Genomic DNA, 23,861 nt, shown 5'->3' with positions numbered 1-23,861 from the left:
ATGAACGCCAAAGAGATCGACCAACAGACCCTGCTCAAGGATGAAAAAGATCCCCTCACCCACACCCCCGTCCACTTGCTCTCCCTCGACGGAGTAGGCAAGCACTACGGCAACATCATCGCCCTCTCCGATGTGACCATGGCCGTGGACAACGGCCGTGTCACCTGCGTACTGGGCGATAACGGTGCGGGCAAGTCCACCCTGATCAAGATCATCGCCGGACTGCACCAGCACGACGCCGGGGTGCTGAACATCATGGGCGAGGAACGGAAGTTTGGTTCGCCCCGTGACGCCCTTGACGTGGGCATCGCCACCGTCTACCAGGACCTCGCGGTGGTGCCCCTGATGCCCATCTGGCGGAACTTCTTCCTCGGTTCGGAGCTGACCAGCGGTTTCGGCCCGTTCAAAAGCATGGACGTCGAGAAGATGAAGGCCATCACGCTCAAGGAACTTGCCGAGATGGGCATCGACCTCCGCGACGTGGAACAGCCCATCGGCCAGCTGTCCGGCGGTGAGCGCCAGTGTGTCGCGATCGCCCGCGCCGTGTACTTCGGCGCAAAGGTCCTGATCCTGGACGAACCGACGGCGGCGCTGGGCGTCAAGCAGTCCGGCGTCGTGCTCCGCTACGTCCTGCAGGCTCGCGACCGGGGACTCGGCGTCATCTTCATCACGCACAACCCGCACCACGCCTTCCCTGTCGGGGACCGGTTCCTCCTGCTCAAGCGCGGCAAGTCGATCGGCTACTACGACAAGAAGGACATCACCCTGGACGAGCTCACCGCCCAGATGGCCGGCGGTGCGGAACTGGCGGAACTCGCCCACGAGCTCGAGCAGCTCGGCGGACACGGCGACGTGGTCAAGGAAGTGCAGGCAGAGGTCGCTGACGTTACTCACAACCGAGAGACGTCAACGGAAAGCAGCCCCCGGCACGTGTAACAGGACCGAGGCGGGGCCCGCCGGAAAACCGGACGGGCCCCGCCCGCCGTGCCACGGCGCGAAGGTCACGGCAAAGATAGCGAAAAGTAGACGGGAAGACAGTATGCCGATCCGGGTAGGCGTCATCGGCGCCGGAATCATGGGTGCCGACCACATCAGGAACCTCTCCGGTACCATCGGCGGCGCCGAGGTGACCTTCGTGGCAGACCTCGACGCCGGACGTGCCGCAGCAGCTGCGCCGCCGGCCGCCCGCATCACCACGGAACCGTCGGAGCTGATCAACTCCAGCGAGGTGGACGCCGTCGTTATTGCTTCGCAAGACTCCACGCACGCCGGACTTGTGCTGGAGTGCTTCGAGGCGATGACGCCCGTGCTGTGTGAAAAGCCGCTGGCTCCCACCCTGCTGGAAAGCCGGGAGGTTGTGGCGGCCGACGCCGACATCGTCGCCGCCACCGGGGCGTCCCTGCTGTCGCTAGGCTTCATGCGGCGCTTCGACCCTGGCTACGTGGCGCTGCGCCAGTCTGTGCAGGGCCGCGCCCAGGGGGAACCGCTGATGGTCCACTGCACCAGCCGCAATGCTGCCGCCGGCCCGGGTACCACTGCCGAATCGGCCATCACCAACTCGGCCATCCACGAGCTGGACATCATTCCCTGGCTGCTGGGCTCTCCCATCACGGAAGTCTCATGGCAGGCGGGGAAGAGTTCCCGCAACGCAGGATCCAGCCTTCATGCTGCTCCGCACCGCCGACGGGACCCTGACCACCCTGGAGCTGTTCCTGAACGCCCAATACGGTTACACGACGCGCTGCGAAGTCGTCTCCGAACGCGGTGTCACCGGGCTGATGGACGCGGCTCTGCTGGGTGTCGAAGAGGATGGCATCCGGCGGACCGCCGTGCCCGCGGACTGGCGGCCGCGGTTTGCCGATGCTTACAGGCTGCAGCTGCAGGCGTGGATCACGGCGCTCGGCCAGGGTGATCAGCCGCCGCTGGCCGGGGCAATGGATGGCCTCCACGCCTCGCTCGTGGCGCACGCAATGATCCGCTCCATGCACGGCGACGGCGCCTACACCAAGGTCAGCTACGCGTGAGCGTCCGGAACCTGCCGGCGTCCGCCGTGCCCGCCTCCCGGGATGCCCCGGTGCTGCGCTGGGGAATCATGGGGCCCGGCTGGATTGCCGAACGGTTCACCGAGTCGGTCCAGGCGCACACGGACCAGGTGATCGCCGCCGTCGCGTCCCGCTCGCTCAGCCGCGCCAAGGCCTTCGCCGAATCCTTCGGCATTCCGACGGCCTACGGCAGCTACGAGGAGTTGACGGCCGATCCGGGCATCGACATCGTCTACGTGTGTACTCCGCACACCGGACACCACCAGGCGGCGGTCCTGGCACTCGACGCTGGCAAGCACGTGCTGATCGAGAAGCCCATCGCACTCAACGCCGTACAGGCACGGGACATCGCCGCTCGTGCCGAAGAGGCGGGCGTTTTTGCCGCCGAGGCCATGTGGAGCTTTTTCCTGCCAAAGTTCGATGTGATCCGGCAGGTCCTGGACGCCGGGACCCTGGGCGCCATCACCACGGTAGTCGCGGAATACGGTGAATACTTCGAGCCCACCCACCGCATCTTCGACCGGGAACTGGCGGGCGGCCCCCTGCTGGACCTCGGCACGTACCCGCTGGCCCTGGTCACCGAGGTCCTGGGCCGGCCCGAACGGCTGTACGCCATCGGACAGCCGCACCCGTCCGGGGTCAACGCCCAGCTCTCTGCCGTGATGCAGTTCGCCAGCGGCGCCCAGGCCGTAGTCAACACCCATGTCCACAACTTCACACCCACCGGCGCCACGATCGTAGGATCCGACGCCACGCTGACCATCGACGGACCCTTCAACATGCCGGGCGGCTTCGACATCCGCTACCAGGACGGGACCCGGGTGCGGTACGAGGAAGCGGACGGTGCGCACTTTGAGGGCCTGCACTATGAGGCCGCCGCGGTGGCGCGTGCCGTGGCCGCCGGCCGCACCCAGGCCAGCCAACGGACCCTGGCGGCCTCCATCCGCACCCTGGAGGTTGCCGATGAGATCCGCCGGCAGCTAGGCGTGGTTTTCCCCGGAGAAGCTGCCCTGCCGGGCGAAGCCGCTGCCCGACCCTGATTCATCCATCTGCATACAACTACCGAAAGGACCGGCTCATGGCCTACCTTACTCAAAACCCCGCTGGTGTTCCTGCGCCCGTCCGGATCGGGCTCATCGGCTCCGGCTGGATGGGGGCGTTCCATGCCGAAAGCATTGCCCGCCGCGTCCCCGGCGCTATCCTGGCGGCCATCGCCGACCCCAATGTGGAATCCGCGCAGGCCCTTGCCCAATCGCTGGGCACCGGAAAGGTCACGGCCGACGCCGCAGACATCCTGGCCGATCCGGAGATCGACGCCGTGGTGATCGCGAGCCCGGCCCGCTTCCATTCCGCCCTGATCACCCAGGCTGCCGCCGCGGGCAAGCACGTCTTCTGCGAGAAGCCCGCGGGCCAAGGCCTGGACGAACTCGACGCCGCGCTGGCCGCCGTTGAAAAAGCGGGGGTGCATTTCCAGATCGGCTTCAACCGACGCTACGCGGATGACTTCCAGGCCGCCAAGAAAGACCTAGCGGCCGGCATCGCCGGCCAGCCCCAGCTCCTGCGCTCACTGACCCGCGATCCGGGCAACGGAAGCATCCCGAACGCGGCCAGAGTCCCCGCGTGGACTGTCTTCCTGGAGACCCTGATCCACGACTTCGACACCCTCAACTGGTTCAACGAAGGTGCCGAGCCCGTAGAGGTCTACGCCGTGGCGGACGCCCTCGTGGAACCGGAGCTGCGCGATCAGGGCTTCCTGGACACAGCGGTGGTGACCATCCGCTACAGCAACGGCGCCATCGCCGTGGCGGAAGCAAACTTCAGCGCCCTCTATGGCTACGACATCCGCGGAGAGGTTTTCGGTTCCAAGGGCATGGTCCAGGCCGGCCGTGCCACCGAGACGGCGGCCCGGCGTTACACGGCGGAGGGACTGTCCGCGGACACCCCTCGCCTCAACGTGGAACTCTTCCGGCAGGCCTACACGGACGAACTCGCCGATTTCGCCGCCACGGTTCGTGCGCAGCGGGACGGCACACCGCCGCCGTCGGGCGCTTTCACCCTCACCCCCGGCGCCGCAGACGCCCGCCGCGCGCTGGCCATGGCGCTGGCGTGCATCGAATCGGTCAAACAGGGCGGTCCGGTGGCTGTGGCTGCTGCCCCTGTACCGGCGCTCCGTGACCACACCCGGACCGGCGTCTGATGCGGCTGGCCGTCTGCGCGGAAATGGTCTTCACGGACCTGCCGTTTGTGGAACGGGTGCAGCGGATCCACGACGCCGGATTCGACGTCGAGATGTGGGACTCCAGGGGCAAGGACCTGGCCGCGCTCAAGGCCACCGGCGCGGTGTTCTCCTCCATGACCGGGTACACCTCCGGAAGCCTCGTGGACCCCGACACGGCCGACGACGTGGTGCGGACGGCCGAGTCGCTGATCCCGACCGCTCTGGAGCTCGGCGTCAGCCGCATGGTGGTGCACTCCGCGGAGCTCATCGATGGCCAGGCGGCCCGCCCCCTCTACCGGTCCACCGGCCGCATGTGGAGCACCGGGGCGCGGACCTTGGAACGGCTGGGCAGGCTGGGCGGGAAATACGGCGTGACGTTCTGCCTGGAAAACCTCAACACGGTCCTGGACCACCCCGGCATCCCGCTCGCCCGCGCCAAGGACACCCTGGCGTTGGTGGAAGCAGCCGGGCACCCCAACGTGAAGCTCATGCTGGACCTGTATCACGCACAACTGGGCGAGGGGAACCTCATCGAGCTTGTGCGGACCGCCCTACCGCACATCGGCGAAGTCCAGGTGGCCGACGTCCCGGGGCGGTGCGAACCCGGAACCGGGGAGATCAACTACCGGGCCGTGGCCAGGGCGCTCGCCGACGCAGGCTACGAGGGGACGGTGGGTATGGAAGCCTGGGCCAGCGGTGACGACGAGGAAGCCCTGGCGGCCTTCCGGGCGGCGTTCACGGTGCAGGACGCCAGCGTCCAGATCGCCTCGGCATAGGCGTGCCGTTCAGGCGTGAGGGGCGGCGGTGCTGCCCCTCACTTCCAGCGTCGGCACCAACAGTTCGTCTGGGGGCAGCGTGCTACCGGGCTCCAGCCGTGCGATCAGGAGTTCGGCCGCCCGCTGCCCTGCGGCAAAACTGGCCGTGTCCACGGAAGTCAGGCTGATCCGGCGCAACCGCGCCAGCGGGGTGTTGTCGTAGCCGGCCACCGAAAGATCGGCAGGAACGGCGAGCCTGCATTCCTCGGCAGCCGAGAGAACCCCAAGTGCCGCCATGTCGTTGACAGCGAACACCGCTGTGGGCCGGTCGCCACCTGACAGCAGCTCGAGGGCGGCACGGTGGCCGCCCTCTTCGCTCAGGTCTCCCGGCACCGTCCGGATGAACTCCGCCAGGCCGGCGGCCCTCATCTCAGCCTCATAGCCCCGACGGCGGGCAATCCCGACTGCGGTGGCCGGTGCCCCCACATGGGCGATGCGGCGGTGCCCCAGCGCAATCAGGTGAGCCACCGCGAGGCGCGCCCCGGCGTCGTCGTCGTTGGTCACGACGGTGACGTTGGCACCCGGGCCGGTGGGCGCTCCCAGCGCGATGGTTGGCACCTGCAAGGCTGCTGCCGTCAGGCCGGGGCTCTCCGGCATGGTCCCCACCAGCACCAGGGCCTCGATGTTCATCTCCAGAAGTTTCTTCAGCAGGGATTCGCCGCTGCGGCTGTCCAGGCGGAAGTCGCCCATCAGCATCTGCAGGCCGCGCTCGTTGAGGGTGCTGTTGAGCCCTTCCACCGCGCTGACGAACCAGGGGTTCCGCATGTCGTTGAGTACCACGCCCACGGTGCGGCTCCGCGATTCGCCGAGGGCCCGGGCGGCCGCGTTCGGCCGGTAGCCGAGTTCCAGGACAGCATGCTCGACGGCGGTGCGCTTGGCCGCGCTGACGTAGCCCGTACCACGCAGCACGAGGGACACCACCGATTTGGACACACCCGCGGCGGCGGCCACGTCCAGGATGGTGGCCGCGCGTTTGCGTTCAGGGGCAGTCACAGCGTCCTCCAGTTTGTTAATACAAAGTCTTGACTCCGAATGCGGATTCACCTACTCTAGCAAGACAATGATGGAACGTTCCAACATTGTTTGTCTGCCCGGATTCCGGGGCCGCTACTGCATGCGAGGGAACTATGAAGGACGTCATTCTCGGTCTGGTCGGAGTGGGGCGCATCGGCGTGATGCACGCGAACAACATCGCCGCGCTCAACGGAGTTCTCAACCCGGAGGGCATCAACGTCAGGCTTCTGCTCACCGACGTCGCCGAGGACCACGCCAAGGGCATTGCGGCCGGCCTCGGTGCCGGCTTCCTGCCCTCGGTGGAGGACCTCATCGCCGCCGGCGTGGACGGACTCGTCATCGCCACGGGGACCGCAACCCACCCCGAACTGATCAAGGCGGGCGTGGACGCCGGAATCCCGGTCTTCTGCGAAAAACCGGTGGCCATGAACGTGGCGGACGCCCTGCCGGTGCTGGACTATATCCGCGACAACAACGGCGTGGTGCAGATCGGCCACCAGCGCCGCTTTGACCACGGCTACCTTGAGGCCAAGCGTGCCTACCAAGCGGGCGAGCTGGGCTGGATCCACTCCCTGCGCGCCGTCACCTGCGACATGGCGCCGCCGCCCGTGGAGTTCCTCGCCAGTTCCGGCGGCCTGTTCCGCGACTGCTCCGTCCACGACTTCGACATCCTCCGCTGGCTGACCGGCCGCGAGATCGTGGAGGTCTACGCCAAGGGCTCCAACAACGGAGACCCGGCCATCGGCGCAGTGGGAGACGTGGACACGGCGCTGGCACTGATCACGTTCGACGACGGCACGGTCGGTACCGTCTCAGCCACCCGCTACAACGGCGCCGGCCACGACGTCCGCCTGGAAATCCAAGGCTCCAGCCGTTCGCTGATGGTTGGGCTCGATGAGCACACGGCCATGGCGTCGGCCGAAGCCGTGATTGATTTCCCCGCCGGAGAACCCCACAGGACCTTCGCCGAACGCTTCGACCAGGCGTACCGATCCGAAATGGCCGCGTTTGTGGAGCTGATCCTGGGCCGCCGGGAGAATCCGTGCACCCCGGAGGACGCCGTGGCCGCCTCCCGCGTGGCGGACGCCGCCCAGGAATCACTGGCCACAGGCGTCCCCGTCAGGGTGGCCATCAGCCTAGCCAGGTGAGCATACCGCTGCCATGAAAAATGCCCCTCCGGAATCCGTTCCGGAGGGGCATTTTCTTGATCTCTAGCGCTTGCTCTCTAAGCGCCGAACGGCAGCCGGGGATCAATGTCCTGGCCGTCCCAGCTTTGGCGGACCCAGCCGTGGTGCGGGTCGTCGCTGATGAGCCATTCACGGACCGGGCCGGGTCCGGCCATCACGTTCAGGTAGTACAGGTCGTAGCCCGGGGCCGCCATGGCGGGGCCATGCCACCCGTAGGGGACCAGCACAACGTCGCCCGTGCGGACCTCTGCGGCAACGTCGATGGGACGCTCATCCGAGGCGTAGACGCGCTGGTAGCCGATGGCGTCGGCGTCGGCGGGTGCCCCGGATCCCGCAGCCACCTGCGTCTCGAAGTAATAGATCTCCTCGAGGTTCGTTTCGCCGTCCTTTTCCTCATCGTGCTTGTGCGGCGGGTAGGAGGACCAGTTTCCGGCGGGCGTGAGGACTTCACACACGATGAAACGGTCAGCCTCAAGGGCCGCCGGCGTGCCGAAGTTATGGACCTGGCGGGAGCAATTGCCGGCCCCGCGCAGTTCCACAGGTGTCTCCGCCGCCGTGACCAGGCGCGTGGGATAGGAGGCCTTGGCCGGAGCTGTGGCAACGGCAAACCTGCCGCCGTCCGCAGAGCTGATGGTGACGGACTTGCCGGTGCCCGAATACAGGACATCGCTGGGGCCGTGGAACACGGACGCCCGCCCCTTCAGGACATAGTCTTCACCGTCCACGGATACGGTGAAGGAGCCGTTGAGCGGGACCACTATCCGCTCCTCTTCCGCTGCCGGGAGGACGACGGCGGTACCTGCAGTTAAGGTAGCCACCTTCAGGCCCGTATGGGCCCAGCCGTCCACGGCCAGGGTTGAATCGGAGGTTCCGAGCGAGATATCCCAGTCGCCGTCGTTGGCGGTTCCCTGTGGGTAGACCCAGTTAGTCATTGATGTATTCCTTGTGCTATCGCTGTACGAGTGTCATTTCAAAGCTGTACGAATCCGCCCGGTACACGTGGTGTCCGGTTTCCACCCGTCGGCCGGCGTCGTCTGTTGCGGTGCGCTCCATGGTGACCAGGGCGGAACTGACCTCGGCCTCCAGCAGGCGCGCCTGGTAGTCGTTGGCGATCATCGCGCCGATTCTTTGCGAGGCCAGGCGGAAGTTGACGCCGCCGCGGCGGAGAATGGCGTAGAGGCCCTCAGCGGCGAGCATGGCTTCGTCCATGCTCGCGATGTCGTCCCGGACCCAGTTCTCCATCAGGGCAAGGGGCTTGCCACCCACTTTCCGCAGGCGGGTGAAGTGGTAGACCTTGGAGCCGGCAGGCAATTCGAGGGTGGCGAGCGTCGCTGCGTCGGCCTCCACGTGGGAGAAGGTCAACACCTGGGTGGTGGGCTTCTTGCCGTTATTGGAGAGGTCATCGAACAGGCTGGAGAGCTCCAGGGGGCGGCGGACCTGGCTGGAGACCACCTGGGTGCCCACGCCGCGCTTGCGGACCAGCAGCCCCGAGCGGACCAGTTCATCCATGGCTTTGCGCATGGTGGGCCGGGACAGGTTCAGCTGGGCCGCGAGATCGATTTCGTTTTCCAGCCGGCTGCCGGGTTCCAGGATTCCGCTGTGAATGGCAGCCTCGATACCCTGTACCACCTGGTGGTACAGGGGCACCGGCGAGGAGCGGTCGATGATGAGACCAAGTTGATTCGCCACTAGATATTCCTCGTTCCGTGCCGGAAGCTGGTACCCGCCCGAGGCCCGGGAGGGAATCCATGTCCTACTATGTTCGCTTGATAGGACATACTGCCTTTGTTGATAATATCAGCCGAACTTTAGCGGTCAAGGCTGCCACTGGCGGGCGCACCGCCATTCGTGCCCGTGGTCCTAGGCTGGGGGGATGAACAACCGATACCTCGTGTCCCGCGAACGCTTCATCGCTGCCCCGCCCGAAGTGATCTTTGAAGTCCTGGCCACTCCGGCGCTGCACAGTGCGATCGACGGTTCCGGCACCGTGAAGGGCGCCCAGCCGCGCGGCCCGGAACGGCTGAGCCTCGGAGCCCGCTTTGGCATGGAAATGAACATGGCCGTGGACTACAAGATCCTGAACACGGTCTCCGAATTCGAGGAAGGCCGGCGCATTGCCTGGCGCCATTTCTATGGCCACATCTGGCGCTACATCCTGGAACCGGCCACCGGCGCCGACGGTACTGCCGGCACGCGCGTGACCGAACAATGGGACGCTAGGGCGGTCCGTGGGAAGTTTTTCCTTCGGCTGGCAGGTTACTTGCGCCGCCACCCCGCCAGCATCGAAAAGACCTTGGCCAATCTTGAGGCCTACGTTGCGGCCTCCGGTCGGCGCGAGGCCGGCAACACAGGCATTTCCTGAGACGCCGCTTCTTTCCTGAGACGCCGCTTCAACGGGCGGTGAGGATGGCGGGGGTCCCGGTCCGTACGGCGGCTTCTGTAATGTGGATGGCACCCGGAGTACGGGGTAAGACTAAAGGTGGGAAGCGCGATGGGCCGCAGGACACTTGTTGACGACCTTGTCGACGGCCTGCTCGAAGATATCCTGGACGGCAAACTGCAGCCCCACGTAGCCTTACCGCCCGAAGCCGACATCGCCAAAGCCTACGACGTCAGCCGCCTCACGGTGCGCGAGGCACTCAAGGCCCTGCGGGCACAGAACATCCTCTACGTTAAAGCCGGCCGCGGGACCTTCGTCAACCCGACCGACAACTGGACCGGTCTGGATGCGATCTTCAAGGCCGCTTCGCACGACAATGGGGCGGAGCAGGTCGCAGTGGGGTTGATCGAGATGCGGCGCATGGTGGAAACCGGCGCCGCTGCGCTCGCGGCCAAACGCCATACACCCGAGCATGCGCAGCAGATGCGCGAGTGCATTGCGGACATGAAGCGCTTCCATGATTCCGGCGACCTCGATGCCTTCGTGGCGGCAGACATCGCCTTCCACGACGCCGTGTTGAAGGCTTCCGGCAATCCATTTGTCCGGGCGCTGTTCGCGCAGCTGGGTCAGCTCCTATACGTAAAACGGCGTGAAACGTCCGCCGTCGAAGAGATCCAACTGCACGCCATTGAGTACCACCAAAAGGTCATGGAAAGCATCCTCAGCGGCGAGGCCGAGCTGGCCCGCCGCACCATGGACGAGCATATGGACCAGACATACCGGGACTACGAACGCTACGTGCACCACGCAGCATCCTGACGTTGCAGCCCGCACCAAGCCGGTCTTGACGTAATCCGCATCACTAATCTATGCTTTTTCTCAGTTGTTCGGTCAGATGTCTGACATCTGACTCAAATCGCATTGATCCCGGTTCCATTTGGATTGGGCCTCCCAAGATATCCGCACGGATTCCCGCCACCACCGCAGGTGCCGGACTCCGTTAGACAGAAGGTCGAAGATGACTTCACTCTCCTTAAAATCCGCAGGGCTCGGCGAGCTTGGCGAGCGTACGCTCCGCAAGGTCCGCCGCCGGGTTATGCCACTGATCGTCCTGCTCTATTTCGTTGCCTACCTTGACCGCAACAACGTGGGCTTCGCCAAGCTCACCATGAGCGAGGACATAGGCCTGAATGCCGCAGCTTACGGGCTCGGCGCCGGCATCTTCTTCCTCGGCTATGCGCTCCTCGAGGTGCCCAGCAACGCAGGCATGTACCGGTTCGGCGCACGCAAGTGGCTGGCTCGGATCCTGATTACGTGGGGCATCTTCGCCACGGCCATGTGCCTGGTGAACGGTGAAACCACCTACTACATCATCCGTTTCCTGTTGGGGGCGGCAGAGGCTGGATTCTTCCCGGCCATCCTCTTCTACCTGACGCTGTGGTTCCCCGCCGCTCAGCGCGTCACGGTACTGGGCATCTTCATCCTCGCCCAGCCCATCTCCAACGCCCTCGGCGCCCCGGTCTCCGGACTGCTGCTCCAGATGGACGGCGTCATGGGCCTGCAGGGCTGGCAGTGGCTGTACATCATCGAAGGTATCCCGGCCATCATCCTTGGCCTGCTCACCCCCATCCTCATGACCGACCGCCCGCGGGATGCCAAGTGGCTCAACCCGGACGAGCGCGAATGGCTTGCCACCACCATGGACAAAGAGTTGGCCGTCAAGTCCAGTTCCGGCAGCCACAACTTCCTATCCGGCCTCAAGGACAAGCGCACCCTGACCTACTCGGCCCTGTACTTCGGCCTGGTCTGCGGCATCTACGGACTGGGTCTCTGGATGCCCACCATCGTCGCCGCCTTGGGCAAGTTCTCCACCGCCCAGGTCGGGTTCATCGTTCTCATTCCCTACTCCGTGGCCGCAGTCTTTGTGTACTTCTGGAGCAAGCGTGCGGACAAGACCGGAAAGCGGGCCTGGCACAGTGCGGTCAGCATGGTCCTTGCCGGCATGGGCCTCCTTGCTGCAGGCTACATGCTCCCGGTCAACCCCATACTGGCCCTCATTGCCCTGACCGCCGCGGCCATGGGTATCTACGGGGCCATCGCGCCGTTCCTGTCCATGCCGTCCGCGGCGCTCACCGGGGCAGCTGCTGCTTCCGGCCTCGCCCTGATCAACTCACTGGGTAACCTCGGCGGTTTTGTGGCCCCCTACGCTGTCGGCCTGCTGAACGACGCCACGGGCAACAACCAGAGCGGCCTGCTGTTCCTGTCCTTCTGCCTCTGCGTCACGGCGGTTGCCACCTACCTTTACGCACGCAAGCGCCCCGAAGGCGATGCCGCGCTGGATCCCGCAGTTGCCGCGACTGCCGCTGTGACCCCTGATTCCACGCACGCCGCCAAAATCTCCTGATCTCGAAATCACTGAAGGAAAACCTCATGACCACCAGCAACTTCCCCTCCGAACGCACAGTTGTCCTGACCGGCGCCGCGTCGGCCCGCGGCATTGGCCGCGCCGCCGCTGACCGGATGGCCAGCGAGGGATGGTCAATCGCCATCCTCGACATCAATGCGGAGGACGCCAAGGCCGCCGCCGCGGAGATCGGCTCCAACCGTGCGGTCAAGGCCATTGGCATTGGAGCCGACGTGTCCGACGAGGCGTCCGTTGACCGGGCCATCACCGAGATCGAAGACGCTCTTCCCCCGATTGTTGCGCTCGCCAACCTCGCCGGGATCAGCTCCCCGACGACGTTCATGGAAACCACCGTGGCGGAGTGGGACAACGTCTTCGCCATCAACATGCGCGGTACGTTCATCGTTTCCCAGCGGGTCCTCAAGGGCATGATCGAGCGCAAGCTCGGGCGGATCGTGAGCATCTCGTCCATCTCCGCCCAGCGCGGCGGCGGAACGTTCTCGAAGGTGGCCTACAGCGCTACCAAAGCCGGGATCCTCGGGTTTACCCGCGCCCTGGCCCGCGAAGTCGGCGAGTTCGGCATCACGGTCAATGCGATTGCCCCCGGCCCGATCGACACCGACATCATGGGTGGAACCCTCACCGATGAGCGCAAAGCGCAGCTGTCCGAGGGCATCATGATGGGCCGCGTGGGCACCCGCGAGGAAGTGGCAGCCTTGATCGCCTTCCTGTTGGGCCAGGACTCGGGCTACATCACCGCCGCCACCTACGACATCAACGGCGGCCTCCAGGTTTCCTGACCGGGAACCAGACCCAGGCACGGGCACCCCTCCGGTTTTCCGGCGGGGGTGCCCTCGTGCCGTGCCGTGCCGTGCCGTGCCGTGCCGTGCCGTGCAGTGCCGTGCAGTGCCGTGCCGGAGCCTCGGCCGAAGTCTAGGCTGGCACTATGAACCCCTCCGGCGGCCTGGTCCCCAGCCCGCGGACCCTAGAGGTTGAGAGCCTGGACGCCTTCGACCGGCTGGTCGCCGCCGGCGCGGTGGCCATGCACGGCTGGCACGCCCAGTCCCTGGACCTGCGCGGCCGGAACGCGGCGCTGGAAACCCTGGACGTGGAGGGTGCCATTTTCCTGGGCTGCACCTTCGACCAGGGCGTTGAAGACGGGCTTCGTCGCCGCGGCGCACTAATCTTCCCCAGGCTGCAGGGTGTGCCGTTCGATCCCTACCGGGCCCGGCTCTATACACCGCAGGAACTGTACGCCGGCCTGGAAAACTCACCCTATGAGGAGCTGCCTGACGCCCTGGTGTACCAGTGGAGCATCCGCCCGGGGCAACGCAACCGGCTGGACGCCACACTGGCCTCGGCGCTGCATGACCACGCCATCGGCGACGCCCTGGACGAGTTCACACACTCGGACCCCTACGCCGGCCGCACCGCCGTGGGCGTGATGGGCGGGCATGCCGCCCTGCGGGGAACCCCGGACTTCGCTCAGGCAGCCGAGCTGGGCAGGCTCCTGGCGCAGAGCGGGCGGATCGTGGCAACCGGCGGCGGCCCGGGTGCCATGGAAGCGGCAAACCTCGGCGCGTATCTGAGCCGCGTTCCGCACGCCGAGTTCACGGCGGCGCTCGCCGGCCTTGGAGCCGTCCCCGGCTTCCGCCCCTCGGTGTCCGCGTGGGCACGCGAGGCGGCCGCCGTCGTCGAACGCCATCCGGGCGGAGCGCCGTCGCTGGGCATCCCCACGTGGTTCTACGGGCATGAGCCGCCGAACTACTTTGCCACCCACATCGCCAAGTACTTCGCCAACGCCATCCGGGAGGCGATCCTGCTGGAACTGTGCGACGGCGGCATCATCTTCCTGCCGGGAGCGGCCGGTACCGTGCAGGAAATTTTCCAGGACGCCTGCGAGAACTACTACAGCGCCCGCGAAGCCGTGACGCCGATGGTGCTGGTGGGACGGCAGCACTGGGAGCACGAGTATCCCGCGTGGCCCATGCTCCGGCGGCTGGCTGCCGGACGGGCCATGGAGGACCGGATCTTCCTGGTGGACAGTGTGGACGAGGCGCTCGCGGTGCTGGGCGGCTGACTATTCCGGCGTCCGGCCGTTGCTAACCCACCACGGTGCCGAAGGCCAGGCCCAGCACATAGGTTACGGCGGCGGCGCCCAGGCCGATGCCCAGCTGGCGCAGCCCGCGCGTCAGCGGCGACGTCCCGGACAGCAGGCCCACGATTCCGCCGGTCGCCAACAGCGCCAGCCCCACCAGCACCGCTGCCACCACCAGGGCGGCCACCCCGGTCAGGCCGAACAGGAACGGCAGGATAGGGACCACGGCGCCGGACGCGAAAAAGCAGAAGCTGGACAGCGCCGCCCCCCACGCGGTGCCCACGGCCTCGTGCTGGTCCTCCGCCTCCGGCACCTCGGGCTGGAGCGACAGGCTGGGATCGCAGTCGCAGCTCAGCAGCCCCATGCGTTCGGCCACGCGGTGTGCGGCCGCTTCGTGGGACATCCCGCGCGCCAGGTAGACGAGCATAAGTTCGTTGTGTTCGATGTCCAGTTTCGGGGCCGCCGCGAGGGTGATCTGGGTGGGACGCGTGGCCGCCAGGAGCTCGCGCTGGGACCGCACGGAGACAAACTCGCCCGCGGCCATGGACATGGCACCGGCGAGGAGCCCTGCCACACCGCTGAGCAGCACCACCCCGCTCGCCACTCCCGAAGCGGCCATGCCCACAACGAGTGAGAGGTTACTGACCAAGCCATCATTGGCGCCAAAAACGGCGGCACGGAACGTCCCGGCGAGCCGGTTGCGGCCACGGGTTGCCAGGCCTCGGACCACTTCCTCATGGATCTGTTCATCCGCTGCCATGGCATCCGTGGCGTTGGGATCCAAGGCGTAGGGGGAGCGGCCTTCAGCGCGCTGGGCGAGGGCCAGAACGAAAACGGAGCCGAAGTGGCGGGCCAGGAAGCCCAGGAACTGGCTGCGGAGGGACGCCGGCCGGGATTTTTGGGCGTGGTCGCCTAGAAGCGTGAGCCAGTGGGCCTCGTGCCGTCCTTCGGCTTCGGCGAGGGCCAGCAGGATGGCGCGCTCTTCGCCGTCGCGGTTCTGGGCGAGATCGCGGTAGACGGCGGCCTCTGCCCGTTCGTCCGCCAAGTACTGGCGCCACCGGCGGATGTCGGCCTGTGTGGGCTGCGGCGCGGATGGATTGGGTTCCGCGGGCCGGGCTTGGCTGGGATTGGGGTGCTGAGACACGCAAGGCTCCTGTGCTGGATGGGCATGGTTCGGCCCCATTGCACCGCCCAGCCTACCGCGGAATTCCGCGGATTTTCGGCTGGCTGCCCTCACTGCGGAGTTTAGGTTTCCCTCAAAATTCGGCGGTCTGCCGCGTGTGCCCGGACGGGTTGCGCCGGCTCTTGACCGGGCCCACCGCCGGTGCTGTGATGAAGGAGTGGCGTCCGCCCGCGCCCACCGGCGGCGCCCATCAACAAAGCACGTCAGGCGAACAAACGGAGGTCGAATCATGAGCACCACCGGACAGCACCCGGACATGCCGCACCTGGAATCTGTTGAATCGGATCCCGCTTACGACTACGCCGAGGACGTCCCCATCAGCGTGGACGACTGGGACGCCGAGGACGAATTCCTGGACGCCGACAAGGTGGTGGTTCCCACGCCCCCGGTGGCAGTCGACGCCGAGGAGCGCGTGGTTCCACTCGACGAGGACGAGTTCCGCGGAACCGAATAGAACGAACGACGGCGGCACTCCGGTTCGCGGGGAAGCGAAGGGGAATGCCGCCGTCGTACTTAACTCAGTGAAGCTGCGGGCTCAGTGGCCGCCGGTGACTGAGCCTGTTATCTCCGGTGATCGAGCCTGTCGAGATTAGTGGCTCGGGTGGCTGGCGACCGGGTGGGCCTCCATGGGCAGCTCTTCGGTGACCGCTCCTGCGACCCGCTTCTCCCAGGCCTCGCGGACCTCGGGGTCCGTGGGAGGCGTGAGCAGCGAGATCACGATGTACGAAACCAGCGAGGCGCCGAGGCCCCAGTAGATGGGTTCGTTGGCGTAGACGCCGTCAACGCTGGGGATGACTCCGACGGCGTACATGATCAGCAGGGCCAGGGTCAGGACCGAGCCAACGGCCATGGACCAGGCGGCTGCGATGCCGGTGCCGCGCTTCCAGACCAGGCCGCCGAGGATGGCCACCAGCAGGCCGCCCACCAGGATGTCGTAGGCGATGGTCAGTGCCACGACGACGTCCTGTGCCGCCATGGAGATCAGCACGGCCACGATGCCCAGGCCAAGGACCCAGTAACGGTTGGCCTTGACGTCGTGCTCGGGGTTTTCGGTGTCGTCGGTGTTGATCGTCTTGCCGAACCAGCTCGCGACGAACGGCACCACGTCGGCGCGGGCCACCGTGGCGGCGGCGATGAGGGCGCCGGAGGCGGTGGACATCATGGCGGCGACTGCGGCGGCCATGACCAAGCCGCCGATGCCGATCGGCAGGATCTGGGTGGCGACTTCGGCGTAGACAACGTCCTTGCCGAGGTTGGCGACGTCGATGTCGGGCAGGGCCACGCGGGCGGCCAGGCCGATCAGGGCACCGGCGACGCCGTACAGGATGCAGTAGACGCCGGCCGTTGCGCCGCCCCAGCGGGCCACGGTGGGGGTCTTGGCGGTAAAGACGCGCTGCCAGATGTCCTGGCCGATCAGGAGGCCCAGGGTGTAGACCACGAAGTACGTGATGATGGTCTGCATCCCGATGCCATCAAGCTGGAAGAAGCTGGCGTCAACGCGGCTGCGGATGCCCTCGAAGCCGCCGGCGGCTTTGAGCGTGAACGGCAGCATCAGGGCGAAGATGCCTACGGTCTTGATGATGAACTGCACCTGGTCGGCCAGGGTGATGGACCACATGCCGCCGATGGTGGAGTAGACCAGGACAATGGCGCCGCCGACTGCGATGGCGAGCCACCGCTCCCAGTCGAACAGGACGACGAAGATGGTGGCGTAGGCGCCGGTGGAGGTGGCGCAGAGCATCAGGGTGTAGGCCAGCATCACGATGCCGGAGGTCTGGGTGGCGCGCTGGCCGTAGCGCAGGCTGAGCATCTGGGAGACCGTGTAGATCTTCAGCCGCTGGATAGTGCCGGCGAAAAGCAGGCTCAGGAGGAGCACACCCGCGCCGATGGCAACCACCAGCCACATGCCGGAGATGCCGAACTTGTAGCCCAGGCCGACGCCGCCGACGGTGGAGGCACCGCCCAGGACGACGGCGGCCATGGTGCCGGTGTAGAGCAGCGGGCCGAGGCGGCGGCCGGCAACCAGGAAGTCGCTGTTGTTCTTGGTGCGGGACTTGCCCCACCAGCCGAAGGCCAGCATGGCGATGAGGTACACCACCACGATGGCGATGTTGACGAAGTTGGCGTCCATTTGGGGCTCCTTGGAGCTGATCTGCAGTGTGTCTGGAATCCCGGCGGCGCTGCTGGGGAAGCCGGTATTCCGCTGCTCTTGTGGAATTGGGAGGAAGAGTTCCTCAAATATTGCCTCACAGGCAACACTTGTTGCCCAGAATCGTATGCTGTGACCGACGCAACAGTCAAGATCGGCCGTAGTATCTGTTGTTCGCCGCGGCGCCCGCCACCTCACACGGGTCGGCTGGCCATTAGGATTGCTCCAGAGATGGGGCCGCACCGCCGGCCACGAAAGGTCTGCACATGAAGGCACTGCCAGTTGAGCCGAGCAACGTTCCCGTTGCCATCGGTTCCCGAATCCGTGCCGCCCGGCAGTCGCAGCGGCTGACCATCGAGCAGGTTGCCGACGCCACCGGCCTGACCAAGGGCTTCCTCAGCCGCGTGGAACGTGACCTTACGTCGCCGTCGGTCGCGTCCCTGGTGACGCTGTGCCAGGTCCTGTCCATCTCGATCGGCGACTTGTTTGTGGCCCCGGAAACCCACCTGACCAAGCGGGACGAAGGCCCACGGATCTCCCTGGGCGGCGAAGGCATCGTGGAGCGGCTGCTGACTGCCCGTTCCGAACGGCGCATCCAGATCATCCAGGCCGTCATCGAGCCGCATGGCCGCGGCGAGGCTGAGCTTTACGCCGTGGACTGCGACGTGGATGTGCTCCATGTGATCAAGGGGCGCATCCGGCTGATCCTGACCAATGAGGAATACGAGCTCAGCACCGGCGACACCGTGACATTCCCGGGCCGCGAACCGCATACGTGGGTCAATCCCACCGACGAGGCCGTCGAAGTTCTCTGGGTCCTGGTCCCCGCCGCCAGCCGGTAAAGCCGCTGCCGCTGGGTGACATGCGGCATGAATCGCGTTCCTCTGGGGCCAGTTCTTTTGCGACGGCACGTGACGTGAGTGTCCGCGGTTCAGGAGGCGGGCGGTTGGTGACCAGCAAGCCGTCGCGGTTCCAAAGTTGTGTGCCGCGCGTCGAGCATTGTCAAAACGCTGCAAACATCCGGGCCAGGCCGAGGAAAAGATTGGGCCCGTATATGCTGGCTTCACCCAAATTGCACGGCCGGAAGTGTTGGGAATATGGCTAATCCGACATAGGATTGGTTCACCGGTCTGCCATTAGACTGGGGACCGTCGGCTGAGGAGTATTCATGAGTTTTTCACTTGCGGAGAAAGGTGCGGGCAGGGATACCCCGGTCCGTCAGCCGGCGAGCCAGGAAATAGTCAAGCGCCTCCTGGATGCGTTGCTTTCCGGGGATGTTGCCCCCGGTTCGCGAATTCCGTCGGAGAGGACGCTGGCCGAGGAACTTAAGGTCGGGCGGGGGATGATCCGGGAGGCGATCAAGTCGTTGAGCCTGCTCGGCCTGCTCGAGCAGAGGGTCGGGGACGGCACGTACCTGAGCAAGTCCAGTTCGGATCTGCTGCCACAGGTCATCGAGTGGGGTCTTCTTCTCGGCGAGAAGCGTTTTGATGATCTGCTGGAAGCGCGGTTCATCCTAGAGGTCCAGCTGGCGGGGCTCGCCGCCACGCGCAGGACTCCCGAGCAGCTGGCAACCATCCAGGCCCTGGCTGAAACGATGCGCCTTGCCGAGGATGACATCGACACCTATGTCCAGGCAGACATCGCGTTTCATCTGGAGATCGCCCGTGCCAGTCACAACATCGTTCTCTGCGGGGTCCTGGAGAATATCCGGTCGCTCCTGCAGGCCTGGGCTTCGCGAGTATTGAGGACGGCGGGGGAAACCCGGACCTCGTATGCCGTGCATGAACCCATTCTGAGGGCCATTGAGGCTTCGGACCCGGAAGCGGCTGCCGCGGCCATGACGGCCCATATGGAACGGGCGACCAAGCGTCTGAAGGCCAGTTTCCCAGTGTAGAAATGACAGAAAAAGCGGTGGAGGACCTGAAGGTCCTCCACCGCTTTTCTTATGCGCTGAATGCGACGGGGAGTGTGCGCCGTTCTTTTGCGGCGCGTTCGATGGTGTCGACGATTTCGGCGACCCGGTAGCCGTCTTCAAAGGTTGCTGCGACGGAATCGGTGAGTTGGCCGCTGGCCAGTCCGAGCATGTCGTGGGCTTGGTGGGCGAAGCATTCGTTCCATCCGAGCGGGTGGGAGCCCTGGACGCCGCCGGGAAGCCAGAATCCTTCCAGCGGGTGTCCGGGGCGGCTCACCATCTGTGTCATGGGTCCCTGGCCGGGGCGGCGGATCGTGAGTTCGTTGAGCCGTTCCATGTTCCAGGCGATCGAGCCTTTGGTGCCGTCGATCTCGAATTCACCGGTCAGTGCGTGGGATGCGACGACGCGTGATGCCTCGAATGATGCTGTTGCCCCGTTTTCGAGCCGGCCGATGGCGATGAACGAGTCATCGTTCACGTCGGTGATCAGCTGTGCCGGGTCAACGGTCCAGGTGCCTGTGAGTGCGGCGATTTCCTGGACCTCTCCGACCAGGAACCGGGCGAGGTCGATGTGGTGGGAGCCCAGGTCGCCGATGGCGCCGGCTCCTGAGCGGCCGCGGTCAAAGCGCCAGCTGACGGAGCCGTCGGGGGCGAGCATGTTCATCAGGAAGCGGGAGCGGAAGTGCCGGATTTCGCCCAGCTCGCCTGAGGCGATGAGTTCGCGGGCGAACTGGACGGCGGGGATGAACCGGTGCATGAATGCGCACCGGTGTTCGACGCCGGCTGCGGCGACGGCTTTCCACAGCTTGTAGGCAACGTCGCCGGAGGACGCGAGGGGTTTCTCGCAGAAAACGGGGATTCCGGCCTGTGCCGCGGCGATGGTGGGCGCCGAGTGCAGGTCGTTGGGTCCGGCGTTGACGAAGAGGCCGAGGTCCTCGCCGAGGAGGTCGTTCCAGTCGTTGTGGGTGGCGGCCCATCCGTAGCGTTCGGCGATGTCGGCTGCTGCGGCCTGGTTCACGTCGGCGATGGCCACGAGATCGGCGCGCACCTCGGGCTGCAGCCGCGAGTATCCGGCGTTGCTGAAAGCGAGGGAGTGCATTTGTCCGATGAAGCCGGCACCGAGTTGCCCGACCCGCACAGTCGTCTTAGTCATGTTCAGTTCTCCAATGAGGCGGTGAGCGGCTGGGTATTGAAGGTCACGGGGACCTGCTGGTCGTGGGACCGGACCGCAGCGTCGATGAGGCGCATCGTGCTGAGCCCGTCCTGGGCAGTAGGCAGCGCCTGGAGGGCGGCGCCCGGGTCTTCGCCGAGCAGTTTCAGCAGGACGGCGCTGAAGAAGTCGCGGTAAATGTTCGCGAAGGCCATCAGGTAGCCCTCCGGGTGGCCGGGGCGGATGCGGGTGGCCCCCCGGGACTGCTCGCTGGTGCTGTCCAGGGCGCGTGCGATACGCGTCGCCGCCTGACCCGGGCGGTACAGCCACAGGTATTCCGGCGATTCCTGCTCCCACTTCAGTGCACCCTCGTCCCCGTAAATGCTGAAGGCCAGACCGTGGTCATTGCCGGCGGCCACGAAGCTTGCCCACAGCCGGCCGACGGCGCCGCCGCTGAACCGCAGGGTCAGATAGGCGTTGTCATAGATTTCGCGGCGCTCCGCGACGGTCGTGAGCTGGGCCGATACTTCGGTGACCCGTTGGCCGGTGACGTACTCGACAATGTTGTGGGCGTGCGAGCCCACCTCCCCGAGCACAACGGCCTTCCCCATGGATGATGGCTTGAAATGCCAGTGGCGTTTGGTCGGATCCTCCGGCTCGCGCAGGACCCCGGGGTCGCCGGCGGCGAATTGGCCTTCAATGAGCGTGATGCGTCCGAGGGCGCCGGAACGGATGAGTTCGCGGGCCTCCCGGACCATCGGGTAGCCGGTGTAGCAGTGCGTGACCGTGAACATCGCTTCGGATTCCTCCGCAACGCGGGCGAGGTTTTCGGCCTGTTCCAGGGTCGAGGTCAGGGGCTTTTCGCAAAGAACGTGGATCCCGGCTTCCAGGAAAGCGGCGGAAATTTCGGCATGGAACTGGGGTGGGGTGATGACCACGACCGCTTCGATGCCGTCCTCGCGGGCCGGCTCCGAGGCCAGCATGTCCTGCCAGGTGGGATACCGCCGCGTCGGGTCGATCAGCAGCGCTGCGGCAGACGCATCGGCAACTTGGGGATCGATGCTCATCGCACCGGCGACGATGTCGGCCAGGCCGTCCACGCGCAGGGCCAGGAGGTGGGTTTCACCGATGACGGAGTCCAGGCCGCCTCCGATGATGCCGAAACGGACGCGGCGTCCGAGACGTGAAACAAGCGATTCGTGGGACATGGGTCTGCCTCTTCGTCGAGTGAACATGCCGGGCGGCTGCCCGTACACGCTTTCATGCTAGGCCGATCCGAGGCAATGGGCAACCGGTCGACCATTAATTTCTGCAATGGCTAACCAATTTCGAGCAAATGGTAGACCGGTGAACCATTGGGGCGTAGGCTGTGATTTATGCCACGCAAATCAACATTCCCCTCGTGGGGAACGACAACCCGGCCACCGGAATCTGTAGGAGCGTCATGAGCAATACCACAGCGATATCCCCGCCAAGGGCTACACGGCCCAGTGGGGGCGGTTCGGCCATTTCAGCAGCCTTGTGGCTGATGAAACTGGGCCCGGTCCTGATCCTGGTGGTCCTGGCCATCGGAATGACCATAGCCAACCCCGTCTTCGCCTCGGCCCGGAACCTGCAGAATCTCTCGATGCAGTCCGCCTCCATTGCCATTCTCGCCCTGGGCATGCTGCTGGTGATCCTGACCGGCGGCATCGACCTCTCGGTCGGCTCAATACTCTCCCTGAGCAGCGTCGTCGGGGCCACTGCCTTCGTCACCGGCCTCGGCAACGGCCTGCTGGTGATGGGCGTGATGATCCTCGTCGGCGCCGCGGCCGGATGGATTAACGGTGCGGTGTTCGTGCTGGGCAAGATACCCAGCCCGTTCATCGTGACCCTGGCCATGCTAAGCGTCGCCAGCGGACTGGCCCTGTCCATCTCCCGCGGACAGCCGATCATCGGCGTACCGGACGAGGTGAACTGGCTCGGAAGTGCTTTCATCGGCCCCATCCCGGTATCCCTGCTGTTCGTCGCCGCATTGGCAGCCGCCGTATATGTTCTGACCCGCAAAATGACCTGGGGCCGGTGGATCTACGCGATCGGCAGCAATGAGGAAGCGGCCCGCCGAGTCGGAATCCCCGTCCGCAAAGTGCTCATCTCGGTCTATGTCTTTGCCGGAGTGTCCGCGGCGCTGGCAGCGATCATCGTCTCCGGACGCACCAACTCCGGCTACCCGACGGCCGGGTCCCTGGCCGAACTTGACGCCATCGCAGCCGTCATCATCGGCGGCGCCAGCTTCACCGGCGGCCGCGGCGGAATCAGCAACGCCCTCATCGGGGCGCTCACTCTGGCGGTCATCCGCAACGGGCTGAACCTCCTCGGCGTCGATCCCTTCCTGCAGATCGTCATCATCGGCGTCACCATCGTCCTGGCTGTCCTGCTCGATGTCTACCGCACCCGCGCCGAAGGACGCTTCCGGGCCATTCTGGCCGAGAAATCAATCCTGGCCGACAAAGGAGTCAGCGCATGAACACCACCGAAGCCCCCGTCCTCGAAGTCCGCAACGCCGTCAAGCGCTTCGGCAACGTCGTTGCCCTTGACGGGGCCTCGCTCACGCTGGGCCGCGGCGAGATCCTGGCCCTGCTCGGCGACAACGGAGCCGGCAAGTCCACGCTGGTCAAAAGCATCAGCGGCACGCACCAGATCGACGGCGGTGAAATCCTCATCAACGGTGAGCCTGCGTCCTTCCGCAGCAGCGCCGACGCCCGGGCAGCCGGGATCGAAACCGTCTACCAGGACCTGGCCCTCTTCGACAACCTTCCCGCATCGGCGAACTTCTACGCCGGCCGGGAACTCGTCGGCCCCGGCCAGTTCTCCCGCGGCTGGGGGTTCCTGAAGAACCGCGGCATGCAGGCCGAAACCACCAAGCTGCTCGAGGAACTGAAAGTCAGGATCCCCAGCATGACCATGCCGGTCGGGCTCATGTCCGGCGGACAACGCCAGGCAATCGCCGTGGCGCGGGCCGTGGCCTTCGCCAAACAGGTCGTCCTGCTCGACGAACCCACCGCCGCACTGGGCCTCCGCGAAACCCGAAAGGTGCTCGATCTGATCAAGACCCTTCCCGCGCGCGGTATCTCCGTCATCCTCATCTCCCACCAGCTCGACGACGTCATCGAAGTCGCCGACCGCGCCATCGTCCTGCGCCGGGGCCGGGTCGTCGGCGAAGAAATACCCAGCGCCGCCACCCATGAACGGCTCGTCTCCCTCATCGTCGGGGGCGCTGATGCAACAGCTGCCCGCGAAAAATCAGACTCAACCAACTAGTCAGCAGGA

At 65.8% G+C, this 23,861-nt stretch carries 22 protein-coding genes and 1 pseudogene; 16 read left to right on the top strand and 7 right to left on the bottom strand.

The window, feature by feature from the left end; all coding sequences use genetic code 11:
- From NG698_RS06475 to NG698_RS06455, 5 genes and pseudogenes are all read left to right on the top strand, one after another.
- Entirely contained in the window at positions 1-936 is a 936-nt protein-coding gene (locus NG698_RS06475; RefSeq protein WP_252608899.1) for an ATP-binding cassette domain-containing protein, read from the top strand.
- Positions 937-1,039: 103 nt separating this feature from the next.
- A pseudogene (locus NG698_RS06470) lies at positions 1,040-2,024 on the top strand (Gfo/Idh/MocA family oxidoreductase).
- Positions 2,021-3,082 carry a Gfo/Idh/MocA family protein gene (locus NG698_RS06465; protein WP_252599408.1) on the top strand — a complete coding sequence of 354 codons (1,062 nt, stop codon included), beginning with the start codon at positions 2,021-2,023 and terminating at the stop codon, positions 3,080-3,082. Before NG698_RS06470 ends, NG698_RS06465 begins: the two are co-directional and overlap by 4 nt.
- A gap of 38 nt (positions 3,083-3,120) precedes the next feature.
- The gene (locus NG698_RS06460) at positions 3,121-4,239 is read left to right on the top strand and encodes a Gfo/Idh/MocA family oxidoreductase (protein WP_252599407.1); all 1,119 of its coding nucleotides are present in this window, start codon (positions 3,121-3,123) and stop codon (positions 4,237-4,239) included.
- On the top strand, positions 4,239-5,036 hold the full coding sequence (locus tag NG698_RS06455; RefSeq protein WP_252599406.1) for a TIM barrel protein: 798 nt from the start codon (positions 4,239-4,241) through the stop codon (positions 5,034-5,036). The genes NG698_RS06460 and NG698_RS06455 overlap by 1 nt, the downstream gene beginning before the upstream one ends.
- Before the next feature lie 9 nt (positions 5,037-5,045).
- Here NG698_RS06455 and NG698_RS06450 read toward each other — a convergent pair whose 3' ends face one another.
- Positions 5,046-6,068 carry a LacI family DNA-binding transcriptional regulator gene (locus tag NG698_RS06450; RefSeq protein ID WP_252563923.1) on the bottom strand — a complete coding sequence of 341 codons (1,023 nt, stop codon included), beginning with the start codon at positions 6,066-6,068 and terminating at the stop codon, positions 5,046-5,048.
- Positions 6,069-6,202: 134 nt separating this feature from the next.
- Here NG698_RS06450 and NG698_RS06445 point away from each other — a divergent pair, with 134 nt between their 5' ends.
- On the top strand, positions 6,203-7,237 hold the full coding sequence (locus tag NG698_RS06445; RefSeq protein ID WP_252563921.1) for a Gfo/Idh/MocA family protein: 1,035 nt from the start codon (positions 6,203-6,205) through the stop codon (positions 7,235-7,237).
- Between the two features lie 77 nt (positions 7,238-7,314).
- Here the strand turns inward: NG698_RS06445 and iolB are convergent, their stop codons facing one another.
- The gene (gene iolB, locus NG698_RS06440) at positions 7,315-8,208 is read right to left on the bottom strand and encodes a 5-deoxy-glucuronate isomerase (protein ID WP_252599405.1); all 894 of its coding nucleotides are present in this window, start codon (positions 8,206-8,208) and stop codon (positions 7,315-7,317) included.
- A 16-nt stretch (positions 8,209-8,224) separates the two neighbouring features.
- On the bottom strand, positions 8,225-8,965 hold the full coding sequence (locus tag NG698_RS06435) for a GntR family transcriptional regulator (RefSeq protein ID WP_252563916.1): 741 nt from the start codon (positions 8,963-8,965) through the stop codon (positions 8,225-8,227).
- Between the two features lie 184 nt (positions 8,966-9,149).
- Between NG698_RS06435 and NG698_RS06430 the strand changes: the two genes are divergently transcribed.
- The 5 genes from NG698_RS06430 to NG698_RS06410 all read left to right on the top strand — a co-directional run bounded on the left by NG698_RS06430 (position 9,150) and on the right by NG698_RS06410 (position 14,140).
- Positions 9,150-9,638 carry an SRPBCC family protein gene (locus tag NG698_RS06430; protein WP_252574941.1) on the top strand — a complete coding sequence of 163 codons (489 nt, stop codon included), beginning with the start codon at positions 9,150-9,152 and terminating at the stop codon, positions 9,636-9,638.
- Between the two features lie 129 nt (positions 9,639-9,767).
- Complete coding sequence (locus NG698_RS06425) at positions 9,768-10,475, top strand: FadR/GntR family transcriptional regulator (RefSeq protein ID WP_104062788.1); 708 nt, start codon at positions 9,768-9,770, stop codon at positions 10,473-10,475.
- A gap of 199 nt (positions 10,476-10,674) precedes the next feature.
- Positions 10,675-12,060, top strand: a complete 1,386-nt coding sequence (locus NG698_RS06420; protein WP_252599404.1) for an MFS transporter — start codon at positions 10,675-10,677, stop codon at positions 12,058-12,060.
- A 26-nt stretch (positions 12,061-12,086) separates the two neighbouring features.
- Complete coding sequence (locus tag NG698_RS06415) at positions 12,087-12,860, top strand: SDR family NAD(P)-dependent oxidoreductase (RefSeq protein ID WP_252599403.1); 774 nt, start codon at positions 12,087-12,089, stop codon at positions 12,858-12,860.
- 146 nt (positions 12,861-13,006) lie between these two features.
- Positions 13,007-14,140, top strand: coding sequence for an LOG family protein (locus tag NG698_RS06410; RefSeq protein ID WP_252608896.1), 1,134 nt, complete (start codon positions 13,007-13,009; stop codon positions 14,138-14,140).
- Positions 14,141-14,162: 22 nt separating this feature from the next.
- On the opposite strand, the gene NG698_RS06405 is transcribed toward NG698_RS06410, so the two are convergent.
- Complete coding sequence (locus NG698_RS06405) at positions 14,163-15,302, bottom strand: VIT1/CCC1 transporter family protein (RefSeq protein ID WP_252608893.1); 1,140 nt, start codon at positions 15,300-15,302, stop codon at positions 14,163-14,165.
- A 268-nt stretch (positions 15,303-15,570) separates the two neighbouring features.
- Here NG698_RS06405 and NG698_RS06400 point away from each other — a divergent pair, with 268 nt between their 5' ends.
- Positions 15,571-15,795, top strand: a complete 225-nt coding sequence (locus NG698_RS06400) for a hypothetical protein (RefSeq protein ID WP_252599401.1) — start codon at positions 15,571-15,573, stop codon at positions 15,793-15,795.
- A gap of 135 nt (positions 15,796-15,930) precedes the next feature.
- Here NG698_RS06400 and NG698_RS06395 read toward each other — a convergent pair whose 3' ends face one another.
- The gene (locus NG698_RS06395) at positions 15,931-17,472 is read right to left on the bottom strand and encodes a sodium:solute symporter family protein (RefSeq protein WP_252608890.1); all 1,542 of its coding nucleotides are present in this window, start codon (positions 17,470-17,472) and stop codon (positions 15,931-15,933) included.
- Between the two features lie 284 nt (positions 17,473-17,756).
- On the opposite strand from NG698_RS06395, the gene NG698_RS06390 reads away from it, so the two are divergent.
- Both NG698_RS06390 and NG698_RS06385 read left to right on the top strand, forming a co-directional pair.
- The gene (locus NG698_RS06390; RefSeq protein WP_058929916.1) at positions 17,757-18,332 is read left to right on the top strand and encodes a helix-turn-helix domain-containing protein; all 576 of its coding nucleotides are present in this window, start codon (positions 17,757-17,759) and stop codon (positions 18,330-18,332) included.
- A 326-nt stretch (positions 18,333-18,658) separates the two neighbouring features.
- Complete coding sequence (locus NG698_RS06385; RefSeq protein ID WP_252599399.1) at positions 18,659-19,384, top strand: FadR/GntR family transcriptional regulator; 726 nt, start codon at positions 18,659-18,661, stop codon at positions 19,382-19,384.
- 49 nt (positions 19,385-19,433) lie between these two features.
- Here the strand turns inward: NG698_RS06385 and NG698_RS06380 are convergent, their stop codons facing one another.
- Both NG698_RS06380 and NG698_RS06375 read right to left on the bottom strand, forming a co-directional pair.
- A complete protein-coding gene (locus NG698_RS06380; protein WP_252599398.1) occupies positions 19,434-20,555 on the bottom strand; it encodes a Gfo/Idh/MocA family protein in 1,122 nt (373 codons plus the stop codon).
- A gap of 2 nt (positions 20,556-20,557) precedes the next feature.
- Positions 20,558-21,760, bottom strand: coding sequence for a Gfo/Idh/MocA family protein (locus tag NG698_RS06375; RefSeq protein WP_252599397.1), 1,203 nt, complete (start codon positions 21,758-21,760; stop codon positions 20,558-20,560).
- 236 nt (positions 21,761-21,996) lie between these two features.
- Between NG698_RS06375 and NG698_RS06370 the strand changes: the two genes are divergently transcribed.
- Together NG698_RS06370 and NG698_RS06365 are read left to right on the top strand one after the other, a co-directional pair.
- Positions 21,997-23,058 (top strand): ABC transporter permease, encoded by a 1,062-nt coding sequence (locus NG698_RS06370; protein ID WP_252608888.1) that lies wholly within the window; start codon positions 21,997-21,999, stop codon positions 23,056-23,058.
- Positions 23,055-23,852 (top strand): ATP-binding cassette domain-containing protein, encoded by a 798-nt coding sequence (locus NG698_RS06365; RefSeq protein ID WP_252608886.1) that lies wholly within the window; start codon positions 23,055-23,057, stop codon positions 23,850-23,852. The genes NG698_RS06370 and NG698_RS06365 overlap by 4 nt, the downstream gene beginning before the upstream one ends.
- Positions 23,853-23,861: the final 9 nt, after the last annotated feature.

The sequence above is a fragment of the Pseudarthrobacter raffinosi genome (assembly GCF_023913735.1).
In the GTDB taxonomy this organism is placed as follows: Bacteria; Actinomycetota; Actinomycetes; order Actinomycetales; family Micrococcaceae; genus Arthrobacter; species Arthrobacter raffinosi.
Note: the sequence above shows the minus strand (reverse complement) of the source record. Positions and strands in the feature narration are given on the sequence as shown.

Bases quoted from the DNA above. Each gene is read 5' to 3' on its own strand.
- NG698_RS06460 (WP_252599407.1), top strand. From the start codon at position 3,121: ATGGCCTACCTTACTCAAAACCCCGCTGGTGTTCCTGCGCCCGTCCGG.
- NG698_RS06425 (WP_104062788.1), top strand. From the start codon at position 9,768: ATGGGCCGCAGGACACTTGTTGACGACCTTGTCGACGGCCTGCTCGAA.
- NG698_RS06415 (WP_252599403.1), top strand. From the start codon at position 12,087: ATGACCACCAGCAACTTCCCCTCCGAACGCACAGTTGTCCTGACCGGC.
- NG698_RS06420 (WP_252599404.1), top strand. From the start codon at position 10,675: ATGACTTCACTCTCCTTAAAATCCGCAGGGCTCGGCGAGCTTGGCGAG.
- NG698_RS06400 (WP_252599401.1), top strand. From the start codon at position 15,571: ATGAGCACCACCGGACAGCACCCGGACATGCCGCACCTGGAATCTGTT.
- NG698_RS06380 (WP_252599398.1), bottom strand. From the start codon at position 20,555: ATGACTAAGACGACTGTGCGGGTCGGGCAACTCGGTGCCGGCTTCATC.
- NG698_RS06385 (WP_252599399.1), top strand. From the start codon at position 18,659: ATGAGTTTTTCACTTGCGGAGAAAGGTGCGGGCAGGGATACCCCGGTC.
- iolB (WP_252599405.1), bottom strand. From the start codon at position 8,208: ATGACTAACTGGGTCTACCCACAGGGAACCGCCAACGACGGCGACTGG.
- NG698_RS06375 (WP_252599397.1), bottom strand. From the start codon at position 21,760: ATGTCCCACGAATCGCTTGTTTCACGTCTCGGACGCCGCGTCCGTTTC.
- NG698_RS06390 (WP_058929916.1), top strand. From the start codon at position 17,757: ATGAAGGCACTGCCAGTTGAGCCGAGCAACGTTCCCGTTGCCATCGGT.
- NG698_RS06365 (WP_252608886.1), top strand. From the start codon at position 23,055: ATGAACACCACCGAAGCCCCCGTCCTCGAAGTCCGCAACGCCGTCAAG.
- NG698_RS06410 (WP_252608896.1), top strand. From the start codon at position 13,007: ATGAACCCCTCCGGCGGCCTGGTCCCCAGCCCGCGGACCCTAGAGGTT.
- NG698_RS06395 (WP_252608890.1), bottom strand. From the start codon at position 17,472: ATGGACGCCAACTTCGTCAACATCGCCATCGTGGTGGTGTACCTCATC.
- NG698_RS06370 (WP_252608888.1), top strand. From the start codon at position 21,997: ATGAGCAATACCACAGCGATATCCCCGCCAAGGGCTACACGGCCCAGT.
- NG698_RS06445 (WP_252563921.1), top strand. From the start codon at position 6,203: ATGAAGGACGTCATTCTCGGTCTGGTCGGAGTGGGGCGCATCGGCGTG.
- NG698_RS06455 (WP_252599406.1), top strand. From the start codon at position 4,239: ATGCGGCTGGCCGTCTGCGCGGAAATGGTCTTCACGGACCTGCCGTTT.
- NG698_RS06475 (WP_252608899.1), top strand. From the start codon at position 1: ATGAACGCCAAAGAGATCGACCAACAGACCCTGCTCAAGGATGAAAAA.
- NG698_RS06430 (WP_252574941.1), top strand. From the start codon at position 9,150: ATGAACAACCGATACCTCGTGTCCCGCGAACGCTTCATCGCTGCCCCG.